The following is a 22,146-nucleotide window of genomic DNA, read 5'->3' as shown; positions in this document are numbered from 1 at the left end:
ATGCCCTCCTCAGCCAACTTCTCCGCCGCTTCGAGCGCCGTATGCACCATGGCGGCGTAGGTTACCACGGTGATGTCTTTCCCCTCGCGCCGGAGGGCGGCTTTCCCCAGCGGAACGAGGTAGTCCTCCTTCGGCAATTCCTCCTTGATGCGCCGGTAAAGAAACTTATGCTCGAAGAAGAGCACCGGATTATTGTCGCGGATGGCGGCCTTGATCAATCCCTTGGCGTCATAGGCCGTGGCCGGGCAGACCACCTTCAGGCCGGGCGTGTGCACAAAATACATTTCCGGGTTCTGCGAATGGAAGGGCCCGCCGTGCACGCCGCCGCCGGAGGGCCCGCGAATGACAATCGGCACCGGAGCGTTCCAGCGGTAATGCGACCTGGCGGCAAAATTCGTGATCTGGTTGAAGGCGCAGGCGATGAAGTCCATGAACTGCATCTCCGCCACCGGGCGCAGGCCGAGATAGGAGGCGCCAATCGCCGCCCCGACGATCGCCGACTCCGCGATCGGCGTATCGATCACGCGCTCTTCGCCAAATTGCTCGAGCATCCCGGCGGTTACCTTGAAAGCCCCGCCATAGACGCCGATATCCTCCCCGATGAGGATGACGCTCGGGTCGCGCGCCATCTCCTCCCAGATGCCCTGGCGAATGGCTTCGAGATAGGTAACCGCTGCCATGGTCGCTTTGACCGCCACTAACCTTCGAAACTCGTCATTCGAAACTCGAAATTCGACAAAACCTGAAAGTTGGGGCTCTCGATTTTCGAGTTTCGAGTTTCGAATTTCGAATTTCGGAACATTAGGGTTAGCCCTTTTTGATGCCACGCTTTGGGGGGTTGTTCGTTACCAGTACCGGCTCCGCCCGTACCTTCTTCACCGGCTCGGCCCAGTCCGGTCGAATCTCGTGACAGCCCGCTTCGCAATAAACCCCCTGCTGTTGCGTGGCCGGGTCGGGAAAGGGACTCTTCTCGGCAAAATCCAAATCCTCCTTCAACTCGCGCTCGATGCGGGCCACGATATCCCTTTTTTCTGCTTCCGCCATGATCTTCTTCGAGGCAAGAAACTTTTCATACCGCTCGATCGGGTCCTTCTTCTTCCATTCTTCCAAGACTGCCTTGGGGACGTAGGCGGCGTCATCGTGCTCGGCGTGGCCCTTCATGCGCATCGTCTTGGCCTCAATCAAGGTCGGCCCGTGGCCGGCGCGGGCGCGATCCACTGCCTCTTTGGCGACGCCATAGACGGCGACCACGTCGTTTCCGTCCACCACGACGCCCGGAATGCCGTAAGCCTTTGCCTTGTCGGCAAAATCCTTGAGGAGCGATTGTTTGGAAACCGGGGTCGAATAGGCCCACTGGTTATTTTCGAGCACCACGACCAGGGGCAGGCGCTGGACGGCGGCAAAATTGAGGCCTTCGTGAAAAGCTCCGGTCGAAGAACCGCCATCGCCAATCCAGGTGAGGGTGACGATCTTTTTGCCAAGGTAGCGCGCCGCCAGAGCGACGCCGGCCAGGACGGGGATGAGATCGCCCAGCATGCTGATGGGGGCAACCACCTTGCGCCGACCCAGGTCGCCAAAATGTGAGCTGCTGTCGCGGCCGCCGGTGGGCCCGGTAGCGCGGGCCATGTATTGTGTGAAAAGGTCGCGCGGCCGGAAGCCTTTGACCATCACCGCTCCCTGGTTGCGAATCATGGGCGCCAAGTAATCCTCCGGACCGAGGGCATAAGCGCAACCGACGGAGATGGCTTCCTGACCCAGGCTGGAATAGAGTCCACCGACCACCTTGCCCTGGCGATACAAATTCGTCAGTTGCTGCTCGACCATGCGGTTGAGCTTCATGTAGTAGTACAGCTCAAGATGTTGCGATTTGGTGAGCGTGACGGGCAAGCCATTCCTCCGGATCATGGCTTCGAGCCGGGCAGGTCTCCCGGACAAAAACTTCTGCAAAATGTTCGACGACGCTGGACTCGACCTCGGCCATCTCCACTCGTTGGCCGAGAAGGGCTTCGAGGGAGGTGGCGCGCCGGGCGGCGAGGCCGCAGGGAACGATAAGATCGAAGTACTTGAGATCCGTATTCACGTTCAGGGCAAAGCCGTGGGAGGTCACCCAGCGGCTGATATGAACACCCATCGCGGCCAGCTTCTCGCCGCCCACCCAGACGCCGGTCAGGCCGGGGAGGCGCCCGGCGAGGAGCCCAAAATCGCTCGCCACCCGGATCAAAACCTCTTCGAGCGAGCGCATATAGGCGGCGACGTCTCGCTTGACCTGCTTCAAATCCATAATGGGGTAGCCAACGAGCTGCCCGGGACCGTGATAGGTAACGTCACCGCCCCGATCCGTGGCGTGGACCTCAACGCCGCGCCGCGCCAGTTCCTCCTCGGGCAGCCGCAGGTTCTCCCGCCGGGCATTCCGTCCCAGGGTGATGACGTGCGGATGCTCGCACAAAAGCAAGACATCCGGGATGGCCTCAGCCTTGCGCAGTTCGACCAATCGCCGCTGGAGGTCCCCTGCGCGGGCGTAGTCGGTCGTGCCAAGTTGGAGAACCGGACAAGGAAGCATACTGCTCCGAGCAGCTTCAGAAATTCACTGCCAGTCCCCGCACCCCCGCCACCGCATCCGCCATGCCCTCCCAGAGAGTCGGGTGGGCATGGATGGTAAAGAGGAGATCATCCACCGTGGCCTCAAGCTGAAGGGCGAGGACCGCCTCGGCAATCAACTCCGTCGCCAGCGGGCCGATGATGTGCACGCCCAGCAGCTCACCGTACTTTTCATCCGCCACCACTTTGATAAAGCCCTCCTGCTGGCCGATGATGGAAGCCTTGCTGTTGGCGGCAAACGGGAACTTGCTCACCTGAACCTTGTGCCCCGCCTCGCGGGCGGCGCGCTCGGTAAGCCCGACGGAGCCAATCTGCGGCTCACAATAGGTGCAGCCCGGGATGCGATCTCGATTCACCGGCGGCACCTTCCGGCCAGCCATCTTCCCCACCGCCACAATGCCTTCCATGGAAGCGGCATGAGCCAGTTGCGGAAAGCCAGCCACCAGGTCGCCGATGGCGTAGATGCCCGGCTCGTCCGTCTCCATGTACGGCCCGACGTGGATGTAGCCGCGGTCAACCTTGACGCGGGTCTTATCGAGCCCCAGTCCTTCCGTGTTCGGCTTTCGTCCAATCCCGATCAGGATTTTTTCGGCGCTGAGCGCGCCCGAGGCGGACTCCTTTTGAGCCTTGCTTTCATAGGTGACGGTCACGCCCTTCGCCGTCTTCTTGACACTCTCGACCAGGGCTTGCGTCAGGACTTTGATGCCGCGCTTCTTGAAAGATTTTTCAAGTTCGGCGGAAATTTCTTCGTCCTCGATCGGCACCAGGCGGGGCAGCATTTCGAGCAGCGTTACTTCCGCGCCGAAGGCGTGAAAGATGGAAGCAAACTCGACGCCGACGGCGCCGGCGCCGACGACGATCAACGATTTCGGCACCGCCGGCAAGCTCAAGATCTCCTTGTTGCTGAGAATCGTCTCGCCATCAAACTCGATTCCGGGCAAACCGCGCGCCTCCGCACCGGCGGCGATGAGGATATTCCTGGCTCGGATTTCGCTCGTCTTGCCGTCCTTCTCGACCGTGACGACGCCCGGCGCCCCGACTTGTCGGGGCGGCGCCTTGATGCGCCCGACGCCGGTCATGGATTCCACCTTATTCTTGCGGAAGAGAAATTCCAGGCCTTTGTTGTGCTTCTTGACGATCTTATCTTTTCGGGCGCGGACGGCAGCCCAGTCGAGCGAAACGCCTTTGCATTCGATGCCAAACTCCCGTGCGTTCTTGATGAGATCGTAGATTTCGGCATGGTAGAGCAGCGCCTTGGTAGGGATGCAGCCCCAGTTCAAGCAAGTGCCGCCAAAGACGGCTTCACGTTCGATGATGAGCGTTTTCAGCCCCCACTGGCAGGCGCGAATGGCGGCCACGTAGCCCCCGGGTCCGCTCCCGATGACGGCCAGATCGTACTGCGGCGTATCAGCCAAAAGACACCTCCGAATGCTTGCCGCGGCGCTCGAAAAATGCGATTAGAAAACCGAAGTCGGAAATCGGAAAACAGGCCTTTAATCCCGTTTCCCATTTTCTGTTTTCCATTTTCTCGCTTAAGTGCACACAAAACTCTAACAGCCCCCTCGCTGCGAGACAAGGGGCGCCGCGTGGCGGTAGCGGCGAGGAATGCGCTTGGGCTTTGCCCGCATTCCTCGTCGGCTTTTGGGGCAGACCGCTAGTGCCGTTCCAACTAACTAAGCATAAGCGTGAAATGCAGCGGCAAACTATCCATCCGGCTGCGCTTCTCGAAAAACACTTAGTGGGAGATAGTTGGAACGGCACTAGCTCAAGGGTTTCTCTGACTGTGCAGGTAGATCGATGAAGTCGATGGTGATTATGCATTCAAGGCCAGCATAGGCTGGGGCGCTTGACCAGCGCCAATCTTCCGCACTCTGCGCCAGTCCCTTGCGCACAGGGTTTTGATGTATGTAGTCAAGTGTCTCGGCGAATTCTTTGGGAGTGCGCATGAAGTGATCAAAGAATCCCTTTTGCCAAAGCGTTCCTCGGCTGCCCCGGGCGATGTTGATCCTTCGCCCGCTTACATACTTTAATTCCTGCATGAGCACTGAGATCGGATCCCCAGGCAGCGGCCGGACCAAGAGATGAAGATGGTCGGGCATAACCACAAAGCCAGCGAGTTGAAACTGCCTTCGCCTGCGAACTGCCGCCACCGTGTGAGACAACAGCTTACGCTCTCTGGGACTGAACGGCGCTAGTCCGCGACGGAGATTCGTCGTGAGAAAAAAGATTTTGTCACTGAGCACCAGCCGCCGAAGGCGCGTCATAGAACCGAACTATATACCACGCACTCGGTACAAACCGGCGACGAAGGCGTAGCCTTCGTCGCCGCTACCTGTCTATCTGTCGTGCTACAATCAAAGCTTGCATATGCACCTTTTCACACTGCCAGTCATTCAGGCCACACCGCCGCGCTTGCCGCGGCCCGAGTGGCTCCGGGTGCGTTTTCCCGGCGGGCCCAATTACCTCGAACTGAAGCGCCTCATGCGGGCGAACGGGCTGCACACGGTTTGCGAGTCGGCCCGTTGCCCGAATATCGGCGAATGCTGGGAGCAGCGCACCGCCACCTTCATGATCCTCGGCAATCTCTGCACGCGGCGTTGCGGCTTCTGCGCCGTCCCTTCCGGCAAGCCGCTCGCTCCACCCGACCCGGATGAGTCGCGGCGAGTGGCCGAGGCCGTCGTCAAGATGGGGATCGAATACGCCGTGGTCACTTCGGTCAACCGTGACGACCAGCCCGACGGCGGCGCGGGCATCTTTGCCGAAACCATCCGCGCCATCCGCCTCGCCAAGCCCGGCTGCCAGGTGGAAGTCCTCATCCCCGATTTTCGCGGTGACGGGCAGGCGCTCGCAACCGTTGTCCGGGCTCGCCCGGACGTGCTCAACCACAACACCGAAACCGTTCCCCGCCTCTACCGTCAGGTGCGCCGCGGGGCGCGCTACGAGCGCTCGCTCGAACTGATTCGCCGCGTCAAGGAAATCGATCCCTCCATGATCTCCAAGTCCGGCCTGATGGTCGGGCTGGGCGAAGAGAAGGAAGAAATCCTCGCCACCATGCGCGACCTCGTTGCCCAGCGCTGCGATATCCTGACCATCGGCCAATATCTCCAGCCCGACGGCGAGCATCTGCCCATCGCTCGCTACTACCACCCCGAGGAGTTTGCCGCATTCAAGCGCCAGGGCGAACGCATGGGCTTCCGGCACGTCGAGGCCGGGCCACTCGTCCGCAGCTCCTACCACGCCCAGCGGCAACACCGCGCAACCCTTTAGTGGAATCGGGTACGGCTCAAGCGCGGATGGGGCCCCAAGCAATCAGCGGCCAGTCAGCGAATCGTCTGGCGGAGGGATTCGGCCAGCTCGTCGAGCCTGGCGACGGAAATCATCTGAATCTCCTGCTCCGCCAAAATACGAGACACGAACTGGTGGGCCTCGATCTCCGGAGAGGCTTCAGCTTCGGTGATCACCGTCATCTCCGAAGAGGGCAGCTTCGCCCGGATGCGCTCCATGGTATAGGCCAGGATTTTTGCCTGGGCGGGATCAGCAGCGAGGGAAAGCGCATGGAGAAAGCCGCGAGTGCCATTTCTTCGGTAGCCGTAGTCGAGCCGGAAGCGGTCGCCATGGCAGGTGAATTCCGCCACCGAGACCCGCAGTTCGAGTTTGGAAAGGATGCCCAGCCGGCGAAACACAGGCACCATCCGATTGCGAATCCAAGCTCGACCACCTTCCAGCGCCACGGCCGCCCGGCCCGGATAGCGCGGCTCGCGCACGTAGGTGTCAAACAGCCGGTCGAATTCCGCCGCCGGATCCTGGGTCAAGACGCCCTTGGGCTCGCTGACCTGGAGGGTGGCCGAAAGGGTGTCCTGGAGATGGGTCACGTAGGCGCCGAGATCGGCCACCTGGGATTCGATCTGGGCGGCAAAATCCGCCTCGAGCCGGGCGAGCAGCTCAACATCCGCCCAGGGATGGAGCCGTTTGACGCGGCGAAAATTATCGGTCAGGCGAACCTGCAATTCCCGTTCGGCGGGATGGTAGAAAAAGACCCCGATGTTCACCGACTCATTCCGAATGAGGTTCGGGGTATAACGCAGAAGAAAGAATTGACAGCGCTCGAAGGTTGCCTCGGGCATCAAGTCGTCCAATTCGGAAACGGCTGTCGAAAACAATCCCGGGTCTCGATGAGCATCTGCCGGATCCGCTTGCGGCGGTCGTAGAGCCGGCTGATCAGCGAGAGCAGCGCCTCCTGGTCGAAATCGTACCACTCGGGCGGCACGCTGGCGACCGCCTCATCCAGCACCCGCGGCGAAATCTCCTCCACCCGGTGCAGAGCCGGCTCAAAAGAATCGAGGGAACGCACCGGCCGATAGACGAGTGGGCGAGGATAGAGGCCCCGCAACGGCGAATCGGGAAAATTCCAATCGCCGGCGTTAAAGCAAAATCCCTGGTCAATCATCATCGCCCGATAGCGGGTGGGCGCGCCATTGGGATAGAAAATCACCTGTCGGCCGTTGGTGTTGCACGTCCAGCGGTCAAAAATCAGCATGCCGAGAAAGGCGTCGAGGTTCCCTACCTCGAGCAAGCGCTCCTCCGGCACCAGGTCATGCACCGCGAGTGCGGCCGGATCGCCCGGGTAGCGCGAGCCGAATTGCAGCCCTGCCCGGCACGGTTCTCGCCCCAGCGATTTTTGGATGTGCAGCTCGGGCGTGTCCTCAATCAGCTCGGACGTCACTTCGATCACTTCCGGGCGCGCCACCGGCAACCCCAACCGTTCCGCGAGCCGCGCGGCCAGCATTTCATTGGCAAGCACCCGCACATGCTGCGGGTTGTTTTGAAATTTGACGATGTAGTAGCCGCCGTCGCTCGCCCGCATGAGGTGGGATTGCGCGCCGCCGCGCATTCGCCGAACGTGTTCCACTGCCAGCGGCATGGGCTTCAAGAGCCGAAAAAGAGCATTGGACCGAACACGGCGTCCCTGGGGCAGGCGCCGATCCCGCCACGGCCGGACGGCCCCGCCACAGCGGGGCAGCCGCTATGCTAAAGGGGAAGACCGATCACCGACAAGCGAATACTCAAGGCAGTCACCAAGGGCTGTGGCCAACGCGGACGCCCCCAGACAGGCGCTCCCGGCTGAGAGGCCTTCGACAACCAATTATCTTTTTGCTATGCTCACAGCAATGAGTTTTCTGAATCTTCAGGAGAACCTACGCCAGGAGCTGCGCCGGAGGGTGGCGGCGGGAGAGCTGACGGGCGCAGAACTGGCCCGCCGCCTCGGTCTCACCCAAGCGCACATCTCGAACTTCCTGCATGGCAAGCGCGGGCTGAAGCTCTCCACGCTGGACCGGGCGGTGGCCGTGATGGCGCTCGATTTCTACTCGCTTCTCCCGGCTGAGGAGTTGGCGGGCTATGCCCCGGCCGTCAGCCGGGCCGAGGCCGAGACGGCCGAGGTGCCACTGATCCGACCGGCGGCGGCTACCACGCCGGTGATCACGCGGATGCTGGCCCACGGCACGCTTCGGCTGGCCGCGATTCTATCCGGGGTTCGCACCACTGCCGACGGGCACCCCTCTCGAAAAGGCTGGACTCGCTTCGTGGCGTTGGAGGTCGCCGACAACGACACCAGCATGGCGCCACGCGTTCCGCCGGGCGCTTGCGTGATCGTAGATCGTCATCGGCTGGCACCGGGCGATCCCCGATTCGATCGGGGGCGGTTCTATGCGGTGAAAAACGCGGGCGGAGTACAGATTCGCTACCTGGAGCGGCAGGGTGACCGGCTCCTGCTCCGGCCTCACCATCCCCGTCAACCGAGCGAGATCTGGCCTTGGCAGGGCACAGTCACCGAAGCGCGGATTGTGGGACTGGTGGTGGCGCTCGTCGTGATCTGCCGTTAAGAAAAAGGCCCGAACCCTGTGGGCCGGGCCTCCACAAAACCCGTATATCTTGGTTTCGAAATTCCGTGGCAGATTCCGCTCGTGTCGTACCAGCCCGCCGCGGCGGGGAACGGGACTCGCGGGCCCCGTACCAACCTGTTGGGAGGGAGCGGGAAATAGCGCCCAATAGTTGGAACGGCCCTAGCGTCTGCGGCGCTTTCCTTTGGCCTTGGCTCTTTTCGCCTTGCCCTTAGCCTTCCGTTTCGGTTTCCGCGCCTTCCTGGCTTTCTTCTTGGCTTTCTTTTTGGCCGGCTTGGGAGCGGGGGGCGGAGGTGGAGCCCAGATGGGTGTGGGCTCGGGTGGCATGGTGGGTCGCTGTTCGTCGGTTTCCATGGCCTCTTCTTCCTCCTCTTCTTTGTAGATGTCGCGCTCGTCCGTCATCCCCTCTTCCTCTTCGTTGTACTCGGAGCTGTCTTCGAAATCATCATCGCGGTGCTTGCTAAATGAGGCCGGCATGGAGTACCTCCGGCGATGGATTTCGCCCTCCGCCCGTCGGGGAAGATAAAAAGAAGACGAGCGCGCGTCGGTGCGTACTTATAATACCTCAGGGTATCTGTCAAGTCCTACGGTCGGCTACCGAGGATTCACTGGCCGCGGCGGGGTGCGTGAACAATCAGGCGATCGCCTGCTTGCAAGCTACGCGAGGCAAGGAAGGAATTGGCGCGCGTGAGCGCCCCAACCGTGGTGTGGTAAGAGGAGGCAATCGACCACAGCGTCTCGCCCGCTTTGACCTTATGCACCACCCCGCTTGAATTTACTAACTCGCTTTGTTTCTTTGTGTTAGAGGAATTCCTCGGCTTGGCAGCTCGGGCGGCATGCTCCCCTTCCGGGAAGGCCGGCACATAAACGCGCAGGCGCTTGCCGCGGGGGATAGCCCAACCGCGCAAGCGATTCCAGCGGCGAAGTTCCCGGGGGGTGACGGAAAACTGCTCGGCCACCGAATCGACTGTATCGCCACGGCGCGCTCGATAGGTGATGGCGCGTCGCTTTTGAGCGAGGTCCTGCCGCCCGGGCGCGACCGGGATAATGAGCTTATCGCCCGGCCGAAGCGCGGCGGTGAGTTGGATCCCGTTGACATCGGCGATGGCGCCGGGCTTGGTGCGATAGAGCTTGGCGATGCCACCCAAAGTTTCGCCCGGCTCGATGCGGTGCTTTCTTGAGGAGACCCATTTGTCTTCGGGGACGGTCGCAATCTCGGCGAGAAATTTCTGAGTGGTTCCGGAGGGAAGCTTCAATTCGAAATCGGGCTGATGGGGCGTCACCAGGCGAAGGAGTTCGGGGTTGAGCCGGCGGATCGTCTGCACGTCCACGTCAATCATCTCTGCCACCAAGCGCAGGTCAATCGGCTTGGGGACGGCAACGCGCTCGAAGCGCACCGGCGGCTCAGGGGCAACGTCAACACCGTAGCGCCCCGGATCCTTGGCGATGAACGCCACCGCGAGAATGATGGGCACGTAGTTTTCCGTTTCGCGCGGCAGAACCCGGCGGCGAAGCAACTCCCAAAAGTCGGCGTAGCCGGTCCGCTCGATCCCCCGCTGAACCGCGCCCGGGCCGGAGTTGTAGGCAGCGATGGCAAGATACCAATCGCCAAATTGATGGTAAAGATCGCGCAGATGGCGAGCGGCGGCGCGGGTGGATTTCTCCGGATCCTGCCGCTCATCTACCCACCAGGTGCGCATCAGACCGTATTGACGGGCCCGGTAGGCCATGAATTGCCAGAGGCCCTTGGCCCCCATGCGGGAGAGGGCATAGGGTTCAAAGGCCGATTCCGCCTGCGCCAGATAGATCAAATCCTGCGGCAAACCCTCTTCCCGGAGCACGCGCTCGATCATCCCACGATACCGGCCAGCCTTTTCGAGGCCCCGGCTGATGATGGCCCGGCCACGACTCGTTTGAAAGAAATTGATGAAGGAGAGAACCTGTTCATTGAGCGTCAACGGCAAATCGTGAGCGACGCTTTGCATGGTGGACGAAGCTTGCCGCTCGAGTTGGGGGTCAACCGGCGCTTCCGGTGGCTCGATCTCGGCCACCTCGTCAATGGGAGCGGGGGTCGGGGCCTGCTCGGTGAAACCATCGCCCTCACGGAAGGCAGCTACCTCAAAGGCGCGCACCTGCTCGACAATGCGATCAAAAAGCTTCTCCAGGCGCTCATCCTGGCGAACATCCTGGCCGCTCAGGAGCAGCAGGTCGAGGGCGCGGTCAAACTCCCGGCGTGCCTTTTCGAGGTGCCCGGCATGATAGCTCTGCTCGCCCGACCGATAGGCTTCCTCGACGCGCCGGATCAGCTCCTCGGTCGGATGGCTTGGCGACACATAGGCCGTAAAGAGGAGGAGGGACGCACCCCGAAACTGCGGGATGGGAAGGGGCGGGGGTTCACCATTTGCCTGGCCAGAGACGACAACCGCCTGAGGTGGCGGAGTCGCCGCCCGGCGGTTCTTGCCGGTCTCACAGCCAAACAGCACTAGAACCAACGGAAGGACAGGAATGACAAGCAGGATTCTTCCAGCTCGTACCCGCCTACCGCCACGCTGAGCCTCCATAGCTACTCCTTCCGGCTGGTTAACCCCTTTGACGTTGCCGGGCGCACTCCGTCACATGCATTCGGGAGGCAGAGTCAACAAATTCTAGCGGGCTCGAACCTGTCCGGTCAAGACAAAGCGTCAACCGGAATTGCTTGATAGGAAACGGGATTCAGGCAAGCCCGCCTAGGATAAAGGGTATCGGCTAGAAAAAGGGTCATTGGCGGGCAAGGGCCTGGCGCAAATCGGCGATGAGGTCGCGCACATCCTCAATGCCGACGGAAAGCCGCACCGTCCCTGGCTCGACTCCGCTCGAACGCAGTTCGGCCAAGCTCATGCGGTAGTGGGAGGTATAAATAGGGAGGGAAACCAGCGACTCGACTCCCCCCAGGCTGGCAGCCAGCAAGACAACTTTCAGGCGGTCGCAGAAGCGCCGGGCCGCGCCGAGCCCCCCTTTCAGGTCGAACGCCATCATCGAGCCAAACCCACCGGCCATCTGCCGCCGGGCGAGGCCATGGTCGGGGTGCGACTTCAGCCCCGGGTAGTGCACGCGGACAACCGTGGGGTGCTTTTCGAGGAAGCGTGCAATCGCCAGGGCGTTTTCCGCCTGCTTCCTGACGCGCACCTCGAGCGTTTTCAGCCCGCGAATGAGCAAGAAGGCAGCATAGGGGTCCATCGAGCCGCCCAGGTAGATCACCATGTGGCGAACCTTTTCGACAATTTCCCGGCTGCCCACCGCCGCCCCGGCAATGATGTCGCTGTGGCCGCCCAAGTATTTCGTCGCCGAGTGAAGCACCACGTCGAAACCAAGCTCTAGCGGCCGTTGGAGGATGGGCGTGGCGAAGGTGCTATCCACCATCGAGACCAACTTATACCGCCGGGCAAGCGCCACCGCTTTCTTCAGGTCAACCACCTGCAAAGTGGGGTTAGTGGGCGTTTCGGTGTAAAGCACCTTGGTATTTTTGTTGACGAGCCGCTCGACGCCTTCGAGGTTTGTCCCGACGTGCTGCACCCGGATGCCGAGGCGGGGCAAGACATCGCGCATCAGCCGGTAGGTTCCGCCGTAGAGATAGCGGGTGGCGATGACCTCATCGCCAGCTCCTAAAACGGCCAGCAGAGAACTCGAAATAGCGGCCATGCCGGAGGCGGTGACAATGGCCGCTTCGCCGCGCTCGAGCTGCGCCAGCTTGGCCTCAGCCACCGCCAGCGTTGGGTTCCCGTAGCGAGTGTAGATGTACGCCTTGGACTTCCCTTCAGCCCAGCGCTTCATCTCGTTGATGTTCGGGAAAGTGAAAGTCGAGGTCTGAACAATTGGCGGCGCAACAGGCACGGCCACCCCGTGCTTCATCTCTCCTGTATGAATCGTCGCTGTGGCATTGCCAAGAAATTCCCTGGTTTTGCGAGCGGCCATTTGGATTCCCCCCTCAGCACGTCATGCGTTACATACAACTGGTTTGTAGGGGCTCGGTTGTAGGGGCGACCTTAAGGTCGCCCCTACTTGCGAGGGCATCAAAATCCCCCTGTCAGTGCGTCCTGTGTCAGATGCAACTCGGTTGTAGGGGCGGCCTTAAGGTCGCCCCTACAGAAGTCCCTCTCAGCGCATGATGTGTTGCATACAACCCGCCGAGTCTATGCTGCGGCGGAGGGACGGGCAACAGCCAAAATGGATGGGTGACGGGAACCCGAACTATTCCTCGGCAGGGGCGGCTCCGGCGCGGGCGGCTTTGGCGTGGTCGATGATTTTTTGGGCCAGTTCGGGCGGGACAAAATCGTAGTGAGAGAACTCCATCGTATAGCTGCCGCGGCCCTGGGTCATGGACGTAAGGTCGGTGGCGTAGGTGAGCATCTCCGCCATCGGCACCTGAGCCTTGATGAGGGAATTGGTGCCGCGCGATTCCATGCCGGAGACTCGCCCGCGGCGAGAACTCATGTCGCCCATAATGTCGCCCGAGTATTGTTCGGGGACATAGACCTCGACGTTCATGATGGGTTCGAGCAACGCCGGCTTGGCCGTCTCCATGGCCGCCTTGAAAGCCAATTGGCCGGCAATCTGGAAGGAAATGTCCGAACTATCCACGTCGTGGTACTTGCCGTCGTAGAGAATGGCGCGGAAGTCCACCACCGGGTAGCCGGCCAGGTAGCCGCGGGCGGCCGATTCGCGGATGCCTCGTTCCACCGAAGGAACCCAGTTCCTGGGAATGGCGCCGCCGAAAATGTCGTTCACGAATTCGAACCCGCTGCCGCGCGGCAAAGGCTCCACCTTGATCCGGCAAACGCCAAACTGGCCGTGGCCGCCGGTCTGCTTTTTGTGCCGGCCTTCGACGTCAGCCTTGCCGCGAATCGTCTCGCGGTAAGGCACCTTGGGCGCTTTCAGCGCCACATCCACGTTGTAACGCTTTTTGAGCTTGGCGACGGCGACCTCGACGTGTTGCTGGCCGGAACCGGCAAGCAGGAACTCTTTCGTCTGCGCATCCCGGACGTAGCGCAGCGCCAGGTCTTCCTCCAGAATGCGGTGCAGCGCTTGGCTGAGCCGATCTTCGTCGGCGCGGGTCTTCGGCTCGATGGCGAAACTGATGGAAGGCTCGGGGATGCGCGCCGGCTTGTAGAAAATGGGCGCGGCTTTGTCGCCGAGCGTATCGCCGGTGGTGGTTTCTTTCAACTTGGCGACCGTGCCGATATCGCCGGCGCGGAGTTCGGCGACTGCCGAGGGGGTTTTCCCCTGGCGAACTTCCACGTGCTGGAAACGCTCGGCCGTGTTGCGATTGAAGTTTTGGAGCGTGGCGTCGTTCTTCAGCACGCCGCTCATCACCTTGAAGTAGGTGATACGGCCGGCAAACGGGTCGGCCAGCGTTTTGAAAACATAGATCGAGAGCGGCTCGGAGTCGGCAATCTTTCGCTCCACCGTTTCACCCCCGCCGGGTTCGGCCGCGCCGATGATTTTGCCCCGGGCAAGCGGCGAAGGCAGAAAATCGCAGATAAAGTTCAGAAGGTTCTCGGCCCCGATGTTCGGCAATCCGGCAGCGATCAACATCGGAAAGATTCTCTTGGCGGCGATGGCCTGGCGAAGTCCCTCCTGCAATCGCGTCGGCTCGAGCGTCCCTTTTTCGAAAAATTCCTCCATCAACTTGTCATCGCCCTCGGCCACCATCTCGACCAGCTTTTCATGCGCATCCTTGGCCTTTTCGGCAAGCTCGGCCGGAATTTCGCTCTCGGTGTATTTCCCCTCGCCTCCCGCCACGTAGGTGTAAGCCTTCATCGCGATGAGGTTCACCAGCCCTTTGAAATTCTTTTCCTGGCCGATGGGAAGCTGGACGGCAACGGCGCCGCGGCCGTAAACCTGATGAATGGACTCCGTTGCCCGCTCGAAGCCGGCAAGTTCGCGATCCATCTTGTGGATCATAAACGCGCGCGGGAGGTCGTACTCGGTGCAGTAGTCCCAGACTTTTTCGGTGACTACTTCCGAACCCGCCACCGCATCCACCAGGATCAACCCGGCGTCAGCGGCCAGCAAGGTGGCCTTGGTTTCGTTGATGAAGATGTTGTACCCGGGGGTATCGAGGAGATTGACCTTGATCTTTTCTGTTCTCCCCCGCGGCGCCCATTCGGCATAGGCCAGGCCGGTCGAGATCGAAATCTTGCGGGCAATTTCTTCTTCATCCCAATCGGTGACCGTGGAGCCATCGTCCACGCGGCCGAGGCGAGGGGTGGCGCCGGCAAGATAGAGCATCGCCGCCGTCAGGGAGGTTTTTCCCGTGCCACCGTGTCCAAGGATGGCCACGTTGCGGATGTTCTCGCCGCTATAAACCTTCACGGCAGTCTCCTAAGGATTCGAGGGTTCGGCCCCCGCCCAGAAAGGCGGCACGCCCCGACACGTCGGGGCAAGAGGGCTTCCGAAAAACTCGATGCTAGCACAGTTGAAAAAGAGGATTCAACCAGCCCGACCGACGAGCAGCTGTTAGGCTTGCACGGAAACGCGCGGTGCTCGGTCCCGGGCAACGTAGCCAAAAGCCATGCGCGAGGTGTTGTGGGCAAAGCCGATGTTTCCTTGGGTATCAATCAAGATGAGACCGGCTCTGTCGCCTGTTCGCTCGGCCAGGATGCGGATGGCGGCATGCGCGGCCTCCTGGGCAGATTTCCCCCGTAGCATGAGATCCGTGGCGGTCTTTGCCATGACGATCTTCATGATGGCTTCGCCGTAGCCCGTGCAACCGGCGGCGCCCGAGTGATTGTCGGCGTAGCAACCGCAACCGATGAGCGAAGAATCACCCACCCGCCCGGGAAATTTGCAACAAGTCCCGCCGGTCGAAGTGCCCGCAGCGAGCAAGCCAGCGCCATCCATGGCAACCGCCCCGACCGTTCCTCCGAGCTTGTGCAGAGGGCGCAACCCATCCCGGAAATGACGCCAAGCGGTCGCCTCGCGCTCGACGATAAGCTCCTTGGGGTCGCACAGGGGCAGGCCATTTTCCTCGGCAAACTGCTCGGCGCCCCGGCCCACGAGCATCATGTGCTCGCTCTTTTCCATCACCGCACGGGCCAGCCGGATGGGATTCCGGACGCGCTCGACAGCGCTCACCGCTCCGGCCTTGAGCGTATCACCCCGCATGAGGATAGCATCGAGCTGCACCACCCCGTCGCGGTTCAAGTGGCTGCCGATGCCCGCGTCAAAGATGGGGTCATCCTCCAGGACCACGATCGCCGCCTCCACCGCATCCACGGCCAAGCCGCCCTCGTCGAGGATCTTCCAACCGGCCTCAAGCGCTCTCCGGCAGCCTTCCCGACAGGCTGCGACGGCGGCATCCGGGATGTCCCAGGCACCACCGTGGACGATGAGGATGGGTTGCGGAGCCATTCTAAGAACCACTTTGGTCCAGCAAGGGCTCGACCAAGTAGGGTATCACTCTCTGTCCTCGAGGATCAGTCGGGAAAGCGCCTTTCCCCCGATGATGTGGATAGGCTCGAAGTCTTTGAATACCCCCCTGGCGCGGCGCAGATGCCCTTCCGCTTCCAGTTGATTCAACCTTCTTTCCAGTTCGTCCTCTTTCCGGACGCCTTCGAGAGGAACCAGCCTCGCCACCGGTGCGCCACGATGCGTCACAACCAGTGATTCACCACGGCGGACACGAGCGAGATAGCGCCCCAAACGATTTTTCAATTCACGGCTGCCCACCTGCATCATGTGGCTACCCCGCTTTCAGATTGAAGCTGCATGGGTTCACATTTGTCAACCCTCTCCCTCTGCAGTTCTCATGAATCGCGCCAGCATCGCTCCTCGGGCGGCTTCCCCCGCGCGGAACGACTTCGCAAAAAGCTTCGTCCCAATCCCGGAAGCTCGAGATTCGGGAAAACCGCTCTTGTTCTGTGCCACGCTTCCGCTTACAGTGAAGTTTCAGCTTCAGCCAGGCGGAGCAGGATGGTATTTCACCGGGAGAGGAGGTTTCTATGAGCCGATTCGTCAAGGTGGCCAGCGTGGACCAGATTGATTCCGAGCGAGGAGCGCTGGTGGAGTGCGAAGGGAAGAGGATTGCCTTGTTCAACGTCACCGACCGCTACTACGCGATCGAAGACACCTGCACCCATCGCGGCGGTCCGCTCTCGGAGGGGATGCTGCTGGAAGCCGAGGGGGTGGTGGTGTGTCCCTGGCACGGGGCGCGCTTCGACATCAAAACCGGCAAGGTGCTTGGTCCGCCAGCGCCCCAGGGGGTCGCCAGTTTTCCCGTGCGGGTCGTCGGCAAGGATATTGAGGTCGAGATGCCCGAGGCAATGGGCGCGGCCGAGGATTAGCAGAGGATTGGATAACCCGTCGTCTTGACGTTCTCCCTGGCCGCAGGAGGGCGGCGAGAGGGGCGCGCTACCGGGCTGAGCCGGCCGTCATCGCTTGTTCAGAGGGTTTTTTTTTGGCGACGACTTCCACCGTATTGCCCGCTTCGGTTTCGCGCCAGGTGTGGTACATACGGTGGATGACGGTGAGATTGGTTCCCACGGCGAGCAACCACAGCGCGGGGGCAATCCGGTTGCCGAGCGCCGCCAGGATGAAAAGCACGATCCGTTCCGGGCGCTCCCAGAAGCCAACCTTGCACTGGGTGATGAGCGATTCGGCCCGCGCCCGGGTGTAGCTCACCATCACCGATCCGCCCAGCGCCACCACCCCCACCACCACGTAGAGAAAACGATTCACGCGGGCGTAATACACGATGATGCCGATAAAGAGCAGTATGTCCGAGTAGCGGTCAATGACGGAATCAAAGAAGGCGCCGAAGGCGGTGACGCGACCCTGGGCGCGAGCCACCCGGCCGTCCACCATGTCAAAGAAGCCGGCGAGAATCATCGCCGCGCCGGCGCTCCGAAACAGGCCAGCCGCAAAAAGCACCGCCGCCCACACATTGATCACCAAACCGATCGTCGTCAGGACGTTCGGATGGATTCCGGTGGCGGCCAGCCCGTCCACGATCTTGTAAAGCAGCCAGCGGCAACCCTCGCCAATGCTTCGCGTGATCACGTCTCAAAACCCGGTGGACCCGGCGGCGTTTGCCGCAATGCGGTCAGCAAGCTACGGCCGTCGGGCAAACGCCGGTCCAGAATCACCCCGCGGCTGCCTTGCGGATTTTCCAGATCCACTTCCACCTTATCCCCGGGCAGAAGTCGCACCAACCAACGGTGCAGTTCATCGCTTATGCGGGCCCCGATGCTGTCGGGGCAGGCGTGGACAAGCCGGCCATTCACGAGCTTGACGCGGAACTCTCCTCGCGCGTTGACGCCGGTGATGACACCATCAGCACGGTGGGGTGAACCGACCCAATCGTCGGGGCGGGGGCTAGTGCCGTTCCAACTATTCACGGCTATCTCCTGAGAGTCGTATTCCAACAAGTTGGCACGGGATTAGCCCCAATGCATAGGCTCATTAAGTTGGAACGGCACTAGAAGGCCTCATCGTGGATGGTGGCAAAATCAACGATCTCGAACTCTTTTGGCCCTGCCGGCGTCTGAACGCTCACCGTGTCTCCCACCCGCTTGCCCATCAGACCGCGGCCGATCGGCGAAGTCGTTGAGATCAGCCCCCGGGCGACATCGGCCTCCTCACTGTGGACCAGCTTATACTTCACTTCCGCGTCGCGGGCAACGTCCACCAGAGTCACCTGCGAGCCAAAACCAACCCGGTCACGGGGGATGTTGTTGAGGTTCAGAAGAGAGAGCTCGGCCAGACGGTGCCTCAACTGGGCTAGGCGCGATTCGAGCAGGTGCTGGCGCTGCTTGGCGAATTTAAACTCTGCATTTTCAGATAGATCGCCATGGGCGCGGGCCGCCTTGAGTTCCCTGGGAAGCTCGGTCTTGAGCTCGCGGTCGATCTCGTCAATCGCCTCTTGAAGTTTATTGCGAATTTTGGCAGCGGCGTCGCTCACAGGAGCTTCACCCAGGCTCCGAGTCTCGTTAACAAGAATTATACGGGAGCGCGGCACGGCCTGCAATGCCGGTGATCCCTACCTGGTTGGCCCGGAGCTTGCGAATAAATGGCTCATTCTCTTGCGATTTCGTGGCAAGGTCGCTTGACTCGCTGCCTGCCGGAAGGGTATATTGGTGCGTACCGCAACCCGCAGGCGAGCCCCTCATGTTCAAAGTCGGCGAGAAGGTTGTTTACCCGAATCACGGCGTTGGTCTGGTGGAACAGGTTTCGGTGGGCGCGATGAATGGCCGGACGGAAAACTGTTACCTTCTCCGGATTGCTTCGAGCGGCCTGAAGGTGATGGTCCCGGAGTCGAACATCAAATGCGTGGGCCTGCGGCGCACCGTCCGCTCCAGCGAAATTGTTGAGATCGTCGCCTACCTCGAGCGAGGCAAGTGCAGCAACCACCACGACTGGAAATTCCGCTTCAAACAAAATTCAGAAAAGATGCGGACCGGGTCGCTGCTGAGCGTGGCTGAGGTGCTCAAGTCGCTCGTCGTCCTGAGCAAAGGTAAACCGCTTTCCTTCCGCGAGAAGAAGATGCTGGACCGGGCCAAGTACCTGTTGGTCAGCGAGTTGGCCACCGTGCGCAACGTCACCGAGCAGACCGTCGAGGCCTCGCTCCATCAGGCCCTGGCAAAGTCTCACCTGCACCTGCCCTAACCCCCTTGCTTCATGGCCGGCCAGTCCAGTAATGACGGGCTCGTGGCAATCTCCCTCAGGATCGATCCATGGAGCGAGAAAATAGAAAGTAGAAATTAGAAAAGGCATCAGCCTTTGGCCCCACCTGCTTTCTGTCCCCTCCCGTTTCAGGCCGGATCCTTCGATTCCTTTACACTATCGAGCCCGCGTCTTGTAATTCACTCGAGGTTTTTGTCCACACGGCATACTTGAAACGGCCGGGCTGCATGCCCATGGCGCCGATCTCGCCCTTGCGGTTGATGGCGAAGACGTTGGCGTCCACCTTTTTGTAGTGCTCGGGATTCTTCTTGAGCATCCGTTCGAGCACGGCCTGGCAGGCCTTTTGCGGATGCATGCCGCCCCGCATCAGCTCCACCGCCAGGAACGTGACGCAAAACCGCATCATCTCATCACCGTCGCCGGTCGCGCCGGCGGCCCCGACTTGGTTGTCCACATAGAGCCCGGAGCCGGGGACGGGCGAGTCACCCACCCGGCCGGCGACCTTCCAGCGCAGGCCGGAAGTCGAATTTCCTCCGACAAAGTTCCCTCGGCCATCAAAGGCGACAAGCGAGATGGTGTCGTGCCCGGTCTCGCGCCAGTGCCTCGGGCGGTCTGGCTTTGCCTTCCACTCCAGGTAAGCCTTGATGCTCTTTTCCGTGTGCAGCTCCTCGATCGGGAAGCCCTCCCGAATGGCAAACTGGAGCGCGCCTTCGCCGGCCAGCAGCGTATGCTTGGTCTTCTCCATCACCCGCCGCGCCACCGAGATGGGCGTCTTGACCTGGTGCAGCGCCGCCACCGCTCCCATCCGGTGAGTCGGGCCGTCAATCATCAATGCGTCCAGTTCGATCTCGCCGTTCTCGTTGGGATAGGAGCCGTACCCGACCGTCATGACGTCCGGGTCAAGCTCCGCCGTGTTGATGCCTTTCTCCACCGCGTCCAGCATCGAGCCGCCCGCCAGCAGGATCTCTCCCGCTTTTTCATTGGCCGGCTTGCCCCATCGCCACGTGGAAACAATGATCGGGTCAAGGCCGGCGGCGGCTTTCTCCGCCTGCCATGAACCATTCCGGTTCAGGGCCTGCCTCGTTCCGCCCTGGGCGGGATCGAGGCCGGCTGCGATCCAATCGGGACGAGCCAGCATTGCCGCCGTGCCCAGCGCCGTGGTTCGAAAGAAGTCTCGCCGCGTAAATTTCTCGCTCATGATGATTGCCTCGATTCAGGTTGGCGCCCCGACCGCTCGGGACGATGCCGCTTGGGGCAACGAGAAAATTCGTCCCCACTCGTCCGGACGCCGCCTCGGATTGGAAGTTGTCTCGAGCTCTCAATGCTTTGGTTTGCCCCAGCCACCGCCGCCCGGGGTCTCAATCCGAATGACTGCCCCGCGGGGAAGATGGGCAGTGCATTTTCCTGGAAGCTTAGTGACGCGGCGGCCGAATCTCCAGGAATTTCTTCCGCGCTTGCCGGGCGCGCCGCCGGCCAGGCCGTAGGGAGAAATTTTTCGCCGGTCGCAAAGGAGACCTAACTGCGCGTCGGCGAGCAACTCGATTTCCCTTACCACCCCGTCGCCGCCGCGAAATTTCCCCTCGCCTCCCGATCCGCGCCGCAGGCCGTAGCGGAGAACGCGCACCGGATAGAAGAATTCCAAAGCTTCCACCGGCGAATTGAGCGAATTCGTCATGTGGGTGTGAATCCCGCTGATTCCCGGCTTGCCCGGGCGCCCGCCCATCCCGCCCGCCACCGTCTCATAGTAAGCAAAGGGAGCTTTTCGCTGCCCGTCCCAGCCGCCCAGCGTCAGGTTGTTCATGGTGCCCTGGCTGGCCGCCGGGATGCGACGGGGGATGGCCCTGGCCAGCGCCCGGAAGAGTACGTCCACGGTGCGCTGCGAAGTTTCCACGTTGCCGCCCGCCACCGCCGCCGGCGGGCCAGCGTTCACCAGCGTGCCCGGCGGCGCGACCACCCGCATGGGTCGCATCAGGCCGGAAGTGGCCGGCACCTCTTCCGCGATCAGGCACCGAAAGACGTAAAACACCGCCGAGTAGGTAATGGCCAGCACCGCGTTCACCGCCCCGGCGCATTGGGGCGATGTCCCGGAAAAGTCCACTTCCGCTTGGTCCCCGCGAATGCGAACCGCGACCGCGATGCGCAGCGGCGAGTCGGAGATGCCGTCGTCGTCCAGGAAATCTTCGGCAAAGTAATTTCCGTCGGGGATTTGGCGCAGCACCGAGCGCATCATGCGCTCGGAATAGTCGAGCATATGATGGCAGTAGCGGGCGACCTCGTCCTGGCCGTAACGCCCGACCATCTCGCCCAGCCGCCGCTCGCCCACGCGGCAGGCAGCCACCTGGGCCGTCAAATCGCCCTCGCGCTCAGCGGGCGTGCGCACGTTCGCCAAAATCAATCGCAAGACGTCGGTTTGAAGCTGCCCGCGGCGGGCGATTTTGATCGGCGGAATGCGCACGCCCTCCTGAAAAATTTCCCGCGCCGGGCCCATCGAACCGGGTTGGGCGCCGCCCACGTCGGAATGGTGCGCCCGGTTCGCCACGTAGAACGCTGGCTTGGCCAAGTCCTCCTTGCCGCCTCGACCTCCTCTACTTCCTCTGCCTCCTTTGCCTCCTTTGCTTCCTGCTGCTAGAAACACCGGCATCACCAGCGTGATATCCGGCAGGTGCGTGCCTCCGGCAAAGGGATCGTTCACCATGGCGATGTCGCCAGGCTCGAGCGCGAGCCCCGATCCCATCGGGGCGAGCACCGCCAGAGCCGCTTGGACGGACATGGGCATGGAGCCGAGGTGCACCGGCATGTGATCGCCCATGGCCAGGGCCTCGCCGGCAGCGTTAAAGAGCGCGCAGGAATAATCCCGCCTCTCTTTGATGTTGGGTGAGAAGCCGGTGCGGCGCAGCGTGGCACCCATCTCTTCCGCAATCGAGTGGAAGAGATTCTTGTAGATTTCCAGGCGAACCGGATCGAAATTCACTGCTCACCTCGCTGCCGA

The 22,146-nt window shown here is 61.6% G+C and carries 21 protein-coding genes; 4 read left to right on the top strand and 17 right to left on the bottom strand.

Features of this window, described 5'->3' with window-relative positions:
• From VIH17_08470 to lpdA, 4 genes are all read right to left on the bottom strand, one after another.
• On the bottom strand, positions 1-698 hold a 698-nt coding region (locus VIH17_08470), incomplete at its 3' end, for a transketolase C-terminal domain-containing protein (protein ID HEY4683270.1).
• Between the two features lie 109 nt (positions 699-807).
• Entirely contained in the window at positions 808-1,887 is a 1,080-nt protein-coding gene (locus VIH17_08465; protein HEY4683269.1) for a thiamine pyrophosphate-dependent dehydrogenase E1 component subunit alpha, read from the bottom strand.
• Positions 1,853-2,584, bottom strand: coding sequence for a lipoyl(octanoyl) transferase LipB (lipB, locus tag VIH17_08460; protein ID HEY4683268.1), 732 nt, complete (start codon positions 2,582-2,584; stop codon positions 1,853-1,855). The genes VIH17_08465 and lipB overlap by 35 nt, the downstream gene beginning before the upstream one ends.
• On the bottom strand, positions 2,577-4,013 hold the full coding sequence (gene lpdA / locus VIH17_08455; GenBank protein HEY4683267.1) for a dihydrolipoyl dehydrogenase: 1,437 nt from the start codon (positions 4,011-4,013) through the stop codon (positions 2,577-2,579). The genes lipB and lpdA overlap by 8 nt, the downstream gene beginning before the upstream one ends.
• A gap of 952 nt (positions 4,014-4,965) precedes the next feature.
• On the opposite strand from lpdA, the gene lipA reads away from it, so the two are divergent.
• Positions 4,966-5,865, top strand: a complete 900-nt coding sequence (lipA, locus tag VIH17_08450) for a lipoyl synthase (GenBank protein ID HEY4683266.1) — start codon at positions 4,966-4,968, stop codon at positions 5,863-5,865.
• A 53-nt stretch (positions 5,866-5,918) separates the two neighbouring features.
• Here the strand turns inward: lipA and VIH17_08445 are convergent, their stop codons facing one another.
• Together VIH17_08445 and VIH17_08440 are read right to left on the bottom strand one after the other, a co-directional pair.
• On the bottom strand, positions 5,919-6,758 hold the full coding sequence (locus VIH17_08445; protein HEY4683265.1) for a DUF3037 domain-containing protein: 840 nt from the start codon (positions 6,756-6,758) through the stop codon (positions 5,919-5,921).
• The gene (locus tag VIH17_08440) at positions 6,722-7,519 is read right to left on the bottom strand and encodes a HipA family kinase (GenBank protein ID HEY4683264.1); all 798 of its coding nucleotides are present in this window, start codon (positions 7,517-7,519) and stop codon (positions 6,722-6,724) included. The genes VIH17_08445 and VIH17_08440 overlap by 37 nt, the downstream gene beginning before the upstream one ends.
• 247 nt (positions 7,520-7,766) lie before the next feature.
• Between VIH17_08440 and VIH17_08435 the strand changes: the two genes are divergently transcribed.
• Entirely contained in the window at positions 7,767-8,480 is a 714-nt protein-coding gene (locus VIH17_08435; protein HEY4683263.1) for a LexA family transcriptional regulator, read from the top strand.
• A 180-nt stretch (positions 8,481-8,660) separates the two neighbouring features.
• On the opposite strand, the gene VIH17_08430 is transcribed toward VIH17_08435, so the two are convergent.
• From VIH17_08430 to VIH17_08405, 6 genes are all read right to left on the bottom strand, one after another.
• Entirely contained in the window at positions 8,661-8,975 is a 315-nt protein-coding gene (locus VIH17_08430) for a hypothetical protein (GenBank protein ID HEY4683262.1), read from the bottom strand.
• Positions 8,976-9,103: 128 nt separating this feature from the next.
• Entirely contained in the window at positions 9,104-11,059 is a 1,956-nt protein-coding gene (locus tag VIH17_08425; GenBank protein ID HEY4683261.1) for a LysM peptidoglycan-binding domain-containing protein, read from the bottom strand.
• Positions 11,060-11,255: 196 nt separating this feature from the next.
• Positions 11,256-12,449, bottom strand: coding sequence for an aminotransferase class I/II-fold pyridoxal phosphate-dependent enzyme (locus VIH17_08420; protein HEY4683260.1), 1,194 nt, complete (start codon positions 12,447-12,449; stop codon positions 11,256-11,258).
• Between the two features lie 276 nt (positions 12,450-12,725).
• A complete protein-coding gene (fusA, locus tag VIH17_08415) occupies positions 12,726-14,849 on the bottom strand; it encodes an elongation factor G (protein ID HEY4683259.1) in 2,124 nt (707 codons plus the stop codon).
• 144 nt (positions 14,850-14,993) lie between these two features.
• Positions 14,994-15,887 (bottom strand): isoaspartyl peptidase/L-asparaginase, encoded by an 894-nt coding sequence (locus VIH17_08410; GenBank protein HEY4683258.1) that lies wholly within the window; start codon positions 15,885-15,887, stop codon positions 14,994-14,996.
• A 45-nt stretch (positions 15,888-15,932) separates the two neighbouring features.
• On the bottom strand, positions 15,933-16,214 hold the full coding sequence (locus VIH17_08405) for a type II toxin-antitoxin system prevent-host-death family antitoxin (GenBank protein HEY4683257.1): 282 nt from the start codon (positions 16,212-16,214) through the stop codon (positions 15,933-15,935).
• A 263-nt stretch (positions 16,215-16,477) separates the two neighbouring features.
• Here VIH17_08405 and VIH17_08400 point away from each other — a divergent pair, with 263 nt between their 5' ends.
• Entirely contained in the window at positions 16,478-16,819 is a 342-nt protein-coding gene (locus VIH17_08400; protein HEY4683256.1) for a non-heme iron oxygenase ferredoxin subunit, read from the top strand.
• 67 nt (positions 16,820-16,886) lie between these two features.
• On the opposite strand, the gene VIH17_08395 is transcribed toward VIH17_08400, so the two are convergent.
• From VIH17_08395 to greA, 3 genes are all read right to left on the bottom strand, one after another.
• A complete protein-coding gene (locus VIH17_08395; protein HEY4683255.1) occupies positions 16,887-17,534 on the bottom strand; it encodes a CDP-alcohol phosphatidyltransferase family protein in 648 nt (215 codons plus the stop codon).
• Positions 17,531-17,872 carry a hypothetical protein gene (locus tag VIH17_08390; GenBank protein HEY4683254.1) on the bottom strand — a complete coding sequence of 114 codons (342 nt, stop codon included), beginning with the start codon at positions 17,870-17,872 and terminating at the stop codon, positions 17,531-17,533. The genes VIH17_08395 and VIH17_08390 overlap by 4 nt, the downstream gene beginning before the upstream one ends.
• Before the next feature lie 80 nt (positions 17,873-17,952).
• On the bottom strand, positions 17,953-18,435 hold the full coding sequence (gene greA / locus VIH17_08385) for a transcription elongation factor GreA (protein HEY4683253.1): 483 nt from the start codon (positions 18,433-18,435) through the stop codon (positions 17,953-17,955).
• Between the two features lie 206 nt (positions 18,436-18,641).
• Here greA and VIH17_08380 point away from each other — a divergent pair, with 206 nt between their 5' ends.
• Positions 18,642-19,139 (top strand): CarD family transcriptional regulator, encoded by a 498-nt coding sequence (locus VIH17_08380; GenBank protein ID HEY4683252.1) that lies wholly within the window; start codon positions 18,642-18,644, stop codon positions 19,137-19,139.
• A gap of 169 nt (positions 19,140-19,308) precedes the next feature.
• Here the strand turns inward: VIH17_08380 and VIH17_08375 are convergent, their stop codons facing one another.
• Positions 19,309-20,355: a N(4)-(beta-N-acetylglucosaminyl)-L-asparaginase gene (locus tag VIH17_08375; GenBank protein ID HEY4683251.1), complete on the bottom strand. Its 1,047-nt coding sequence runs from the start codon at positions 20,353-20,355 to the stop codon at positions 19,309-19,311.
• A 120-nt stretch (positions 20,356-20,475) separates the two neighbouring features.
• Positions 20,476-22,128, bottom strand: a complete 1,653-nt coding sequence (locus tag VIH17_08370; GenBank protein ID HEY4683250.1) for a hydantoinase B/oxoprolinase family protein — start codon at positions 22,126-22,128, stop codon at positions 20,476-20,478.
• Positions 22,129-22,146: the final 18 nt, after the last annotated feature.

Source organism: Candidatus Acidiferrales bacterium (assembly GCA_036514995.1).
Classification (GTDB): Bacteria; Acidobacteriota; Terriglobia; order Acidiferrales; family DATBWB01; genus DATBWB01.
The sequence above is the reverse complement of the archived record's forward strand: the minus strand, read 5'-3'. Positions and strand labels throughout refer to the sequence as shown.

Coding starts and splice junctions, on each gene's coding strand:
- lipA (HEY4683266.1), top strand. CDS start 4,966: ATGCACCTTTTCACACTGCCAGTCATTCAGGCCACACCGCCGCGCTTG.
- VIH17_08440 (HEY4683264.1), bottom strand. CDS start 7,519: ATGCCGCTGGCAGTGGAACACGTTCGGCGAATGCGCGGCGGCGCGCAA.
- VIH17_08435 (HEY4683263.1), top strand. CDS start 7,767: ATGAGTTTTCTGAATCTTCAGGAGAACCTACGCCAGGAGCTGCGCCGG.
- VIH17_08430 (HEY4683262.1), bottom strand. CDS start 8,975: ATGCCGGCCTCATTTAGCAAGCACCGCGATGATGATTTCGAAGACAGC.
- VIH17_08425 (HEY4683261.1), bottom strand. CDS start 11,059: ATGGAGGCTCAGCGTGGCGGTAGGCGGGTACGAGCTGGAAGAATCCTG.
- VIH17_08420 (HEY4683260.1), bottom strand. CDS start 12,449: ATGGCCGCTCGCAAAACCAGGGAATTTCTTGGCAATGCCACAGCGACG.
- VIH17_08410 (HEY4683258.1), bottom strand. CDS start 15,887: ATGGCTCCGCAACCCATCCTCATCGTCCACGGTGGTGCCTGGGACATC.
- VIH17_08405 (HEY4683257.1), bottom strand. CDS start 16,214: ATGATGCAGGTGGGCAGCCGTGAATTGAAAAATCGTTTGGGGCGCTAT.
- VIH17_08400 (HEY4683256.1), top strand. CDS start 16,478: ATGAGCCGATTCGTCAAGGTGGCCAGCGTGGACCAGATTGATTCCGAG.
- VIH17_08380 (HEY4683252.1), top strand. CDS start 18,642: ATGTTCAAAGTCGGCGAGAAGGTTGTTTACCCGAATCACGGCGTTGGT.
- VIH17_08375 (HEY4683251.1), bottom strand. CDS start 20,355: ATGAGCGAGAAATTTACGCGGCGAGACTTCTTTCGAACCACGGCGCTG.